Source organism: Jatrophihabitans sp., assembly GCF_036389215.1.
In the GTDB taxonomy this organism is placed as follows: Bacteria; Actinomycetota; Actinomycetes; order Mycobacteriales; family Jatrophihabitantaceae; genus Jatrophihabitans_A.
In genome coordinates this window covers 1-12,431 of the sequence record NZ_DASVQG010000135.1, presented here as the reverse complement: position 1 = coordinate 12,431, position 12,431 = coordinate 1, and the positions used below count along the sequence as shown (strand labels likewise).

Sequence of the window (12,431 nt, the reverse complement as noted above, 5' to 3'; positions counted from 1 at the left end):
GGACCCCGGCGAGCGGTGTGCCCGCCGGGCCTTGAAGGCTGTAGTCGCTCAGCGTCAGCTGCCCGGCTTCTCACCGATCCACTTGGTGTAGAGCGACTCGTAGGTGCCGTCACCCTTGGCCTTGGTGATGGCGGCATCGATCTTGGCGAGCAGCTCGTCGTTGCTGTCCTTCTTCACGGCGAAGCCGTACTGCTCGCCGGTGTCGAGGTTGGCCACGATCTCGAAGCCGGAGTTCGCCGCGTCCTTGAGCCAGCCGTTGACCACCGGCAGGTCCTGGACGATCACGTCCACCTGGCCGCTGCGCAGGCCGTTGAGTTCGGCATCGGAGGTCTCGAAGGACACCGGGTCGGCACCGTGCGCCTTGACGTAGTCCTCGCCGGTGGTGGAGGCCTGCGAACCGACCTTCTTGTCCTTGGCCGTGTCCATCGAGGTGATGCCCGAACCCTTCTTGGCCAGCAGGGCTTGGGTGGCGTCGAAGTAGGGCACCGAGAAGTCGATGTTCTTCTTGCGCTCGTCGGTGATCGTCATGCCGGCCGCCGCGACGTCGCACTGACCGGCGTTGAGGGCGGCACCGGTCTTGATGTTCTCGAACGGGGTGTCGACGATCTTCTGGGTAACGCCGAGATCCTTGGCGACCAGGTCCATCAGGTCGACGTCGAAGCCGACCACCTTGCCGCCCTCGATCGACTGGAACGGCGGGTAGGGCAGGTGGGTGCAGGTGGTGAGCTGGCCGGCCTTGACCAGCTTGATGCCGCCGGCCTTGGCGGTGTCGGTGGACTTCTTGTCACTGCTTCCGCAGCCGGCAAGCAGGACGACGGCGCCGGCGACGAGGGCCGCGCGCGCCGTGAAGGTGCGGTGCATGGGTGCTCCCGGGGTCGCGTAGGAAAGTGCCATCCTCGCACCAGCGGGGGCGTTTTTCGCGGAGGTGTGGGCGGAGGTGTGGCAGGTCGAGGCCCAGCGGCTGACGCGGTCCGGGCACTCTGCGGAGTGCCCGGCATGCCAGCTCCGGTCCTGCCACCGCTCTCGCCTGGGATCAGAGGCCGCCGGCGAGCCTGTCGACGACGGCCCGGGCCGGCCCGGTGGCGGCGTTGCGGTAGCCGGTACCCGCCCACAGATGCACCCGATGCGGGTCACCGGCCGCGGCGGCGGCCCGCCGCAGGCCACGGGTCAGGTAATGGACCGCGGGGTAGCCGGTCGGGGCGGCGGCGTCGTGCTCGTCGACGAACCGGTTGCGCAGCGCGCGGGCATAGCGTCCGGTGAAGGCACGGGTGAGCACCGTCTCAGTGAAGGCAGGATCGGCCAGCGCGTCCTGGTAGGTCCGGGAGGCGCCGCTCTCGTCGGTGCGCAGCAGCAGGGTGCCGACGGCGACGGCGCCGGCACCGGCGTCCAGCAGCGCCGCGACGGTCTCGGGGCCGTCGACGCCACCGGCGGCGACGACCGGCAGCCCGGTGGCAGCGATCAACGCCCGGGTCAGGTCGTCGGTACGGGTCGGGGTGATCTGCCGCAGCGGGTCGTGGGTGCCGTTGTGGCCGCCCGCGTCGCTGCCCTGCGCGAACAGCGCGTCGGCGCCGCCGGCGGCGGCCGCGCGGGCCTCGTCGACGGTGGTGACGGTGATCAGCACTCGGCTGCCGGCCAGGCGCAGCGCGCTGATCTCGGCCGGGCGGGCAAGGCCGAAGGTCAGCGACACCACCGGCACCGGGTCGGCCACCAGCAGATCCAGCTTGTCCTGCCAGCGGTCCTCGTCCTGGACCAGCGGCGCCTGGGAGAGATCGAGCCCGTAGCGCTCGGCGTCGGCACGCAGTTCCTCGGCGTAGCGGCGGTAGTCGGCCTCGCTGATCCTGGCGACGTTGGGAGCGAACAGGTTCACGCCGAAGGCCTCGGTACTCCGGCGCAGCTCGGCGATGTCGGCGGCCAGCGCGTCCGCGCTCTGGTAGCCGCCGGCAAGGAAGGCGAAGGCGCCGGCCTCGCTGACCGCGGCGGCAAGCCTGACGGTGGTGGGGCCACCGGCCATCGGCGCGGCGGCCAGCGGCAGCGGGCTGCCCAATGGGTTGGGGGTACCGGCCATCAGCGTGTCCTTCCTCAGTCAACGGGGAAATGGCGAGGCGGATTTCCCGTGCGCTGCCCGATCCCAGCAATTGCGGTGGCTGCTCGATAGGGCTTAATTCTGCGTGCGGAGCGAGCCCGACGTAAACAGGTTGTGATGTACCGAGCAATAGCGGATCGCGCGAAAGTCTCCTGTTATGAGCGCGATCTAGAAGTGCTTGTGTGTGCAACCTCCTCGCCTTGATGCGAGCGCTCGGCATCGATCCGGCTCGGCTTGCTCGACGACCATTTCACTACGGCGGCAACACATGATTCGCATGGCTGGGCATTGCCGGTGGCGCTGGTGACAGCAGGAGAGCCCCCCGGTGGCAGGTGTGTGGTGTGAATCACGCCGGCTGCCTTCCTCGTAACCTGGCGCAGGGCCGGACGTTCCATCGCATGACAGTGCATATAGCACCCATCAGCATTGTTGCCTATTACTTCACCACGCTTTCATTCGCTCGCCAAACCCCCAGGAGTGCGTTGTGTCTGCGTTTCCGTCAAATCTCCTCCACGCCCTCGATGCCTGTGCCGCTGAACAGCGCCGCGGGTTCGCCTTCCAGGATTACGACGGGAAGGAGACGACCTGGAGCTTCGGCCGCGTCCGGGAGGAAGCGGTCCGACGGGCCACCTTCCTGCGCGCCCAGGGCGTCGAACCGGGCGACCGGGTGATCCTGGTCCTTCCCGAGGCAGCCGACTTCGTGCCGGCGATCCTCGGTGCGATGTGGCTGGGTGCCATTCCGGTGCCGATGTACCCGCCGCTGTCGCTGGGAAAGGTCCCCGCCTACCAGGAGACGCTGCGCAAGGTCACCGGCGCGGTACTGCCCAAGGCGGTGCTCACCGTGGACTGGCTGCGCCAGGTCGTCGAGCCGGTCGCCGACGAGTCCGGCGTCAAGACGGTGGCCTACGAGGCGGTCCTGGTCGAGGGCCTGCCGAGCGCGCCGGCCGCCGAGGTCGGCCCTGAGGACACCGCCTTCCTCCAGTTCACCAGCGGCAGCACCTCCGACCCGAAAGGCGTCGTGGTCACCCATGGATCGTTGCGGGCCAACGCGCACGCGATCATGGTCGACGGCCTGCGGGTGGACCAGGGCATGTCCGGTGTCAGTTGGCTGCCGCTCTACCACGACATGGGGCTGATCGGCTTCGTGCTGTCGCCGATCTTCACCCAGTCGCCGGTGACCTTCATCCCCACCCTCGCCTTCCTCAAGAAACCCGCGGTCTGGCTGCAGACGCTGCACGACACCCGGGCGACGGTGACCTTCGCGCCGAACTTCGCCTACGCCCTGCTGGTGAAGAAGACGACGCCCGAGCAACGCGCCGGGTGGGACCTCAGCGCCGTACGCGCCTTCGGGTGCGGAGCCGAACCGATCAACGTCGACACCATGCGGGCCTTCCTCGACTCCTTCGCCGCCTCCGGTGTCGAGCCCTCGGCGATGCTGCCGTGCTACGGCATGGCCGAGGCGACCCTGGCGATGGCCTTCCTCGACGTGGCGGCCGAGTACACCGTCGATGTCGTCGACCGCGAGGCCTACCGCGGCGGCCGGGCCCTGGCAGCCGGGCCGGGTGAGGCGGCCACCGTGCGTTTCGTCGGCTGCGGCCGCGCCCTGGCCGGGCACCGGCTGGCGATCATGGCCGGCACCGGACAGCTGCTGCCCGACCGCGAGATCGGCGAGATCGTGTTCGCCGGGCCATCGGTCGCCGCGGGCTACTTCGACAACCCGGAGGCGACCGCCGCCACCTTCGACGATGGCTGGCTGCACACCGGAGACCTCGGCTACCTCGTGGACGGCGAGGTCTTCATCACCGGCCGCAAGAAGGACATCATCGTCATCAACGGCCGCAACCACGATCCGCAGCGGATCGAGTGGACCATCGACGAGGTGCCCGGGGTGCGTCGCGGCAACGTCGCCGCCTTCTCGGTGCCCGGCGAGGACTCGGAGAAGCTGGTCATCGTCTACGAGAGCGCCGAACCGGACGAGACCGTCGCCGGCGCCATCCGCCGACGCGTGCAAGCCGGCCTGCAGCTGAGCGTCGCCGACGTCGTGCGCCTGGAGCCCGGTCAGTTACCGAAGACCTCGTCAGGCAAGTTGCAGCGCCAGCGCACCCGGCAGCTGTACCTCGACGGTGGGCTGGCCGACGTCGTCGTCGCGAGCCGGGCAGTCGGGGGATCGCGCTGATGAAGAGGCCGGCTCGACCCGCGTGGGCGCCGGCTCGACGCACGTGGGCGGCGGCGATCGTGGCGGCGGCCGTGGCGGTGTCGCTGTTCACCGCGGCGGCCCCGATGTCCCCGGTGGCAGCGGCCCCGATGTCTCCGGTGGCAGCGGCCACCACCGCCGAGAACCACCCGATCACGCTGTTCGCCAAGATCGGCGCACCGGGGTATCCCGACGGCATCGTCACCGCACCCGACGGCGACGTCTACGTCTCCACCAACCGGCCGGCCGACGCAGCCGGCGTGGCCGCGCCGCTGCAGCAGCAAGTTCCAAGCCGCATCTACCGCTACCGGGGCGACGGGCACCTCAAGGCCAGCTACCAGATCAGCGGGCAGGTCGCTGCCGACCATGGGCTGATGGGCATGGTCTTCGACGGGCGGGGCCGGCTCTACGTCGTCGACTACGCCCCCGCGCGCATCCTGCGCCTGGATCCGGCCACCGGCGCCCAGCAGACCTACGCCACCATCCCGACCCTGCCGTGCGGCTCACCGGCATGCGGCAGCTGGGGACAGCCGTGGCCGGTCGATCTCGCCTTCGGCCCGGACGGCACCCTGTACGTCACCGACCTGCAGCAGAGCGCCATCTTCGCGGTGCCACCGGGCGGCGGCACCGCGACGCCGTGGAGCGTCGCACCGCAGTGGTCGACACCCTTCGGCGTCAGCGGCATCGCCCTGGACGGACCGTCCTCGCTCATCGTCGACGTCACCGGCGCCGGCCTCACCGACGCAGCCGCACCGCAGACCGCACGCGGTGCCGTCTACCGCGTCCCGATCGAGCCCGACGGAACGGCAGGCGTTCCGCGACTGCTGTACGCAACGGCCCCCGGTGAGGCACCGGACAGCTTCGCCCTGGGCGCGTCCGGGCGTATCTATCTCTGCACACTTCTCACCAATGAAGTGATCGTCATCGGCCCGGACGGGCAAGAGCTGACGCGAATACGCAGCGGGCCGGCGGACGCGGTGCTGGACGGGCCGGCAATGGCGGCCTTCCGCGGTACCGACCTGCTCGTCACCAACCTGACGTTCTTCAGCAACAATCCCGATCATCAAACAGTAGTGCGAATTCCGGTGCAGGACACCGCCGCGCCGGCCTACCGTCCGATCCTTCCCGGATAGCTCGCCCTTCTCCTAACCGTGCATTGTTGCTCGCCGACGCCAGCGGCCAACGTGCATTTCAATTCAATGGACGATGCGCCTCGAATTCTGATTCAAGACGCGCGATTCGTCCCGTCATGGCGATTCGTCATTCGAGGGAGACCAGAGATGTCGTTCGAGCACGATGCGGAAATGCTTTCGGTACTCGTCGATGCTGTGAGTGAGGTCTGCGTGCACGAGGTGCCGGCGATCCACCTCACCACCGAGATCGCCGAGATCGGCCTGGACAGCGTCCAGACGCTGGAGCTGGTGGCGTGCCTGGAGGAGCGGCTGGGCACCCGGCTGCCGCTGGAGGAGCTCGCCGGCGTGGTCACCGTGGGCGGCCTGCTCGCCGTGGCGGAGCGGCGGGCGAGCTCCCGGGTCACGACATGAACGGCGCCGCCACCGACTCCCGGCACGCTGTGGCCATCATCGGCATGGCATGCCGGTTCCCGGGTGCCGATGACCTCGGGCAGCTGTGGCAGCTGCTGCTCGACGGTCGTGACGCCTTCGCCCCGGTGCCGCCAGAGCGGTGGCGGGTAGCCGACTTCTACGACCCGGAGGCGACGGATCCCGACCGCGCCTACAGCGACATCGGAGCCTTCCTGCAGGACATCGAGCACTTTCCCGGCGTGCATTTCGGCATGCCACCCCGGCGCGTGCAGGTGATGGACCCGCAGCAGCGGCTGCTGCTGGAGGCCGTGCGGGTGGCGCTGGAGGACGCTGCCGTCGACGCCGCGCCGGTCGGCCCGAACGTCGGCGTCTACGTCGGGGTGTCGACCTCGGACTACAAGGACCGGGTCGGTGCCAAGCTGCGCAGCCGCGCGCTCGCCTCCGGCGCGTACGGGCGCGCCACGTCGGCCGACCTGAGCGCGCTGGCCTGCGACGTGCCGGCCGTGCGGCCGTTCACCATGCCGGGCCTGCTGCTCAACATGACGGCCGCGACGATCAGCCAGACCTTCGACTTCAACGGGCCCAGCATCGCGATCGACTCGGCGTGCGCGTCCTCGCTGGCCGCGTTGCACCAGGCTGTGACGGCGATCCGCGCCGGGCAGTGCGATGCCGCGGTTGTCGGCGGCGTGCACCTCAACCTCTCGCCCGAGTCCCTGGTCGGCTTCTCCCGGATCGGCGCGGTGAGCCGTGCGGGCCGCTGCCGCCCCTTCGACCGGGATGCCGACGGCTTCGTGCTGGGCGAGGGGGTCGGCGTGGTGATCCTGCGGCCGTTGGCCGACGTGCGGCCGGGCCAGCGGGTGTATGCGGTGATCCGTGGGGTCGGCGCCAGCAACGACGGCAAGGGCGCCGGCCCGATGGCGCCCCGCCAGGAGGGTCAGGAACTCGCGCTGCGCCGTGCCTACGCCGACGCCGGCGTCGACCCGGGCACCGTGCGCGCGGTCGAGGCGCACGGCACCGGCACCGCCGTGGGCGATGTCGTCGAGATGGCCGCGCTGCGCAGTGTTCTCGACACCGAGGCCCGCGACAGCGTCTGCTACGTGTCCTCCATCAAGGCCAACATCGGACACGGGATGTCCGCTGCCAGCATCGCCGGCTTGATCAAGACCGCCCTGGTGGTGAGCAACGGTGTCGTGCCGCCGCAGGCGGGCTTCGTCGAGGCGAACCCGAAGCTCGGCCTGGACCAGGGCGGACTGGCCGTGCCGGTACGAGCGCACCCACTCGGCTCGCAAGTGCCGGTGCTGGCCGCGGTGAGCTCCTTCGGATTCGGCGGCACGAACGTGCACGCCGTCCTGGAAGCCGCACCCCTGCCGGGCATCCAGGAGCCGGCGCGGGAGCGTCCGGAGTTGGTGGTTCTCAGCGCGCCCACCCGTGAGCTGCTGGCGCAGTACGCCGGCACGGTGGCGGACGCCCTCGCGGCCGAACCGGCGCGAAGCGTGGCGGCGGTCGCCGCCGAACTCGCCACCCGCGCGTCCGGTGCGCAGGTGCTCGCACTCGTCGCAACCACCCGTGACGATTTGCTCCTGCAGCTGAGGACTGCTGCCGGTCAGCTGACCGGCACCGGCGATGCCTTCCTTCGGGTGGGGGACAGCGGCTTCGCCGGCGCCCGGCCGAAAGGCGCGCGACCGCGGATCGCCTTCCTCTGCCCCGGTCAGGGGGCGCAGCGGGTCGACGCCCTGCGCGACCTCTACCAGCGGTTCCCGGTCTTTGGTGCCACGCTGCGGGACCTCGACGACACCGCGCGTGCGGCCGGCGGCGGGTTCCTCGACGTGCTGTACCCGGCGGCGGGCACCGATCCCGCCTCGGCCGCGCAGCGTCTGACGGCCACCGAGGTATGCCAGCCGGCGCTGGCCGCGCTGAGCCTGGCGCACGCGGCGCTGCTCGCGCAGGCCGGCGTCGTGCCGGACCTCGCACTCGGGCACAGCCTCGGCGAGTTCGCCGCCGCCGGCGCGGTGGGCCTGCTGCCCGCAGCCGAGGTGACGGCGCTGGTGACGCGCCGCGGTGCGGTGATGGGAGAGGCCGGTGCCGCCGGCGCGGGAGCGATGCTGGCGGTGCGCACCACCGCCGCCGAACTGCGTCGCCACCTGGCCGGGCTCGCCGATGTGTGGATCGCCAACGAGAACGAGCCGCGGCAGGTCGTCGCCACCGGGGCCGCGGACGGCATCGAGCAACTGCGGCAGCGGCTGGCAGCCGCGGGCGTGCGGTGCCGGTTACTGCCGGTGTCCCACGCGTTCCACTCACCGCTGATGGCCCCGGCAGCCGCCCGGCTGGAACCCGTGTTCGCCGCGCTCGAACCGGCCGGCCCGACCGAGCGGCTCATCTCCTGCGTCACCGGCATGCCCTACGAGGACGCCGGCGAGCTGCGCCGCAGCTGGCAGCAGCACACCACCTCTCCGGTGCGCTTCGAGGCCGCCGTGCGGACCGCTGCTCAGCGCGCCGACATCTTCGTGCAGCTCGGTCCCGGCCGGGCGCTGCTGCAGCTGGCGAAGGCGACACTCGGACCGGACGGCGGCCAGCGGTTGCTCACCGGCGCCGCCGAGGACCCCGATGACGGCCGCGGCCTGCTGCTGCTCGCCGCCGAGCTGCTCGCGCTCGGCGTCGACGTGCAACCACGCGCCCTCGTCACCGGCACCCGCGCCGGCCTCCCGCTGCCTGCCAGCCCGGTGCCGGTCGAGCGTTACGCACTCATCGGCAGCCGCCACGCCGACGCCGATATCGCCACCGACCTCGACCTCGATATCGACGCCGCCCTCGACCTCGATATCGACGCCGCCCTCGACGCCGACCTCGGCCTCGAACGTTCCGCCGATCGCCAGGCAGCTACCCGCCCAGCCCCCTTTCCCCCGGATCCGCAGGAGACCGCCATGGAGAACATCGTCGCGCTCTTCCGCGAGCAGGCGGCCGTGCTACAGGCCATCGCCGCCGGCTCGCCCGTGCCTGCGCTGCCGTCACAGCCGAGCTCCGCTGGTGACGCCGTCGCCGCCGCGCCGATCACGGCACCGATCACAGTCGCGCCGGTTGCAACCGCACCGGTCACCGCACCGGTCACCGCACCGGTCGCCCCATCGGTTGCCGTCGCACCGGCCGAGGTGCTGGCCGTGGTCACCGGCGTCCTCGCCGACGTCAGCGCCTTCCCGCGCGACACGCTGCGCCCGGAACAGGGGCTCGTCACCGATCTCGGATTCGACTCGCTGATGTTCACCGACGTGGTGGCGAGACTGAACCAGCGCTGGCCGGCCGTCGACAAGACGACCCTGGCCGCCGGCCTGACCGCCGAAAGCTCCGTCGCCGACCTCGCCGACGTGGTGGCCGTCGCGATCGGCGCTGCGGTGACCGTGGCGCAGGAGCCGATCCCCGCTGCGCAACCCGCGCCGGCGATCCCGCTCGCGCCGGCCGCCGTGCAGGCCGAGTACCGCATCGAGGACTTCCCCGAGTACCAGGACCTGCGCGACCGGCTCGGCATGGCCGACGCCCTCCAGGTGCGCAACCCGTACTTCACCGTGCACGAGGGCATCATCGGCGCCACCACCCGCATCGAGGGCCGGGAGGTGATCAGCTACAGCAACTACAACTATCTCGGCCTGTCCGGCGACCCGGCAGTCACCGCGGCGGCCAAGGAGGCGCTCGACCGGTACGGCACGTCGGTGTCAGCCAGCCGGCTGCTGGCCGGCGACAAGCCGTTGCACCGGGAGCTCGAGGATGCGATCAGCGGCCTGCTGCAGACCGAGGACGCGCTCGTGCTGGTCAGCGGGCACGCCACCAACGTCACCGTTCTCGGCCACCTGGTCGGCCCCGGCGACGTGATCCTGCATGACGCGCTCGCCCACGACAGCATCCTGCAGGGCTGCAAGCTCTCCGGGGCCGCTCGACGCCCGTTCGCGCACAACGACTGGGCCGAGCTCGACCGGATGCTCGCGAGGGCGCGCGGCAACTACCGGCGCGCGATCGTCGTCCTGGAAGGCGTCTACAGCATGGACGGCGACATCGCCGAACTGCCGCGCTTCATCGAGGTGGCACACCGGCACGGGGCGCTGCTCATGGTCGACGAGGCGCACAGCATCGGCGTGCTCGGCGCGAGCGGTGGCGGCATCCGCGAGCACTTCGGCATCCCCGCCTCCGACGTCGACATCTGGATGGGCACGCTGTCCAAGTCGCTGTCCAGCTGCGGCGGGTACATCGGCGGCTCGGCCGCGCTGATCCAGTACCTGAAGTACACGCTGCCCGGATTCATCTACAGCTGCGGCCTGCCACCGGCGAGCACCGCGGCGGCGCTGGCGGCGATCCGCGTGATGCGGGCGGAGCCGGAGCGGCTGCGGCGGCTGCACGCGAACGCACGGCTGTTCAAGCGGCTGGCGGATGCGGCGGGCCTGCCCACCGGCCTGGCCGACGGCACGGCTGTCATCCCGATCATCGCGGGGGAGTCGCTGCCGTGCCTGAAGCTGGCCAATGTGCTGCTGGACCGGGGCATCCACGTCAATCCGATCCTGTACCCGGCGGTCGAGGAAGGCGGTGCGCGGCTGCGGTTCTTCCTGACGGCGGCGCACAGCGAGGAGCAGATCAGGCACACGGTCGCGGTGGTGGCCGAGGAGTTCGACCGGATCGTCCGGCTCGCTGACAAGGCGGCCTGACGGTGCCGGCCGGCAGCCGCCCCGCGGGAAGACCCGTCATGCGACCGATGACGTACGGCCGCGACGGCCGGCTCGGCCTGCGGACCTGGCACGGGGACGGCGGCAACATCGTCTGCTTCCCGTGCGCGGGCGGGGATTCCCTGTCATTCCGGTCCTTCGCCGCGGCGCTGCCGGACTGGTACCAGGTAACGGCGCTCGACCTGCCCGGGCACGGCGGCGCACCCGGTTTCCCGGTGACGTCACTGGATCGCCTGGTGCAGTTGTCGACCGCGGCGCTGGTGCGCCGGCCGGTGCCGGTCGCGGTGCTCGGCCACAGCTTCGGGGCTTACCTGGCCGTCGAGTCGGTGCGCCGCCTCGGCGCGCTGGACAGCCGCTGGCGCGACGTACGGGTCATCCTCTGCAGCGCGCGGGCGCCCGCGGTGGCCACCACGCTGCCCTCGCCCGCGCTGGCCGACGACGCCCTGGCCGCCGAACTCGTCGGCCTGGGCGGCATCCCTCAGGAGCTGGTCGGCAGCCCCCTGATGGCGCAGTTCCTGCCCCGCATCCGGGCCGACCTCACCGCCGCACGCAGCTATGTCGCCGACGCCCGGCGGCAGCACAGACCGCCGCTGGACAATCGGACCCTGGTCATCACCGGTGCGGCCGATCCGCTGTGCGACCCACGCCTGGCAGGTGCCTGGCGTGAGGTGGTGACCAACCCGGACGCGGTGGTGATCCAAGCCGGCCACTACGTGCCGCAAACCGCTCCTGCGGTCCTGGCACAGACGGTCGACGGGTGGCTGAGCACCACCGACGCCCTCCCCGACGCTCACGTCTTCCTCGGAGCCTGACGATGATCTCGACGCCTCCACTCACCGCCGCCGCGCCACAGGTCCGGTCGGCGACCGTGCTGGTCAACGGCCACCGCCTGCATTACCGCAGCGCCGGCAGCGGCCCCGTGGTACTGCTCGTGCACGGCATCGCCGGGTCCGGCGCCACCTGGAAGCGGCTGCTGCAGCCGCTGGCACAGGGCCACCGGGTGATCGCGCTGGACCTGCTCGGCCACGGCCTTTCGGCCAAGCCGCGCGGTGACTACTCACTGGCCGGGCACGCCAGCGTGGTACGCGACTTCCTCGACGCGCTCGGCATCGCCGATGTCAGCGCCGTCGGTCACTCCTACGGCGGCGGGGTCGTGATGCAGCTGCTGTACCAGTACCCCGAACGCGTCAACCGGCTGGTGCTCATCAGCAGCGGCGGTCTCGGGCCGGAGGTGACGCCGCTGCTGCGGCTGGCCGCCGTGCAGGTGGCCGAGCCGCTGACGCGCTACGTGCTGCGCGCCGCCATGGCGCTGCCCGCTGGTGGCCGCGTACCGCGCCGGCTCCGCGACGCGGTGTGGCCGCGGCGGATCGAGGACTTCCTCCCGGCCATGGCCGAGCCCGGCGGCTGCGCGGCATTCTTCAACACCGTCCGCGGCGTCATCGACTTCCGCGGGCAGCGCATCGACGCCACCGGCCGGTTACCGCACGTCCGGGACACCCCGGTGCTCGCGATCTGGGGCGACGCCGACCGGATCCTGCCGGTGGCACACATCCGCACGCTCGAGGCGGTGGCCACCGCGCAACTGCACGTGCTGCCGCGGGTCGGGCACTTTCCGCACGAGGAACGCGCGGAGGAGGTCACCGCCCTCATCCAGGACTTCCTGGCACAGCCGCGCCGGCGGCCGGCGCGACCGCTGCACGCGACGGCCTGAGCACGACCGTGAGCCGTCAGGGTGACGTCCTCGTCAAACCTGTGGTCGCGTTGGAGGTTGCCGGGTCAGAGGGGTGGCGGTGGCGATGCCGGCCCGAGGCCCAGCTCGGCGCGCAGGGACGCTTCCAGGGGCGTGGGCGGCAGCCCGAACGTCTGCTGCGCAGGCATCGAATCCAGCACGAACGGGCGCCGGAGCT

General features: G+C 71.3%; 8 protein-coding genes. 6 read left to right on the top strand and 2 right to left on the bottom strand.

The genetic code is table 11. The features are described from left to right. Positions 1-54: 54 nt before the first annotated feature. Positions 55-861, bottom strand: coding sequence for a transporter substrate-binding domain-containing protein (locus VF542_RS06295; protein ID WP_408650846.1), 807 nt, complete (start codon positions 859-861; stop codon positions 55-57). A gap of 172 nt (positions 862-1,033) precedes the next feature. After that, positions 1,034-2,065: a nitronate monooxygenase gene (locus VF542_RS06290; RefSeq protein WP_408650845.1), complete on the bottom strand. Its 1,032-nt coding sequence runs from the start codon at positions 2,063-2,065 to the stop codon at positions 1,034-1,036. A gap of 502 nt (positions 2,066-2,567) precedes the next feature. On the opposite strand from VF542_RS06290, the gene VF542_RS06285 reads away from it, so the two are divergent. The 6 genes from VF542_RS06285 (at position 2,568) to VF542_RS06260 (ending at position 12,235) form a co-directional block, all read left to right on the top strand. Further along, the gene (locus tag VF542_RS06285) at positions 2,568-4,259 is read left to right on the top strand and encodes a fatty acyl-AMP ligase (protein WP_408650844.1); all 1,692 of its coding nucleotides are present in this window, start codon (positions 2,568-2,570) and stop codon (positions 4,257-4,259) included. Beyond that, positions 4,259-5,410, top strand: a complete 1,152-nt coding sequence (locus VF542_RS06280; protein ID WP_408650843.1) for an SMP-30/gluconolactonase/LRE family protein — start codon at positions 4,259-4,261, stop codon at positions 5,408-5,410. The genes VF542_RS06285 and VF542_RS06280 overlap by 1 nt, the downstream gene beginning before the upstream one ends. A gap of 171 nt (positions 5,411-5,581) precedes the next feature. Continuing rightward, positions 5,582-5,821 (top strand): acyl carrier protein, encoded by a 240-nt coding sequence (locus tag VF542_RS06275; protein WP_408650842.1) that lies wholly within the window; start codon positions 5,582-5,584, stop codon positions 5,819-5,821. Further along, positions 5,818-10,506, top strand: a complete 4,689-nt coding sequence (locus VF542_RS06270; RefSeq protein ID WP_408650841.1) for an aminotransferase class I/II-fold pyridoxal phosphate-dependent enzyme — start codon at positions 5,818-5,820, stop codon at positions 10,504-10,506. The genes VF542_RS06275 and VF542_RS06270 overlap by 4 nt, the downstream gene beginning before the upstream one ends. Before the next feature lie 47 nt (positions 10,507-10,553). Next, positions 10,554-11,336, top strand: a complete 783-nt coding sequence (locus VF542_RS06265) for a thioesterase II family protein (RefSeq protein ID WP_408650840.1) — start codon at positions 10,554-10,556, stop codon at positions 11,334-11,336. 2 nt (positions 11,337-11,338) lie between these two features. Beyond that, positions 11,339-12,235: an alpha/beta fold hydrolase gene (locus VF542_RS06260; RefSeq protein WP_408650839.1), complete on the top strand. Its 897-nt coding sequence runs from the start codon at positions 11,339-11,341 to the stop codon at positions 12,233-12,235. The last annotated feature ends 196 nt before the right edge of the window (positions 12,236-12,431 follow it).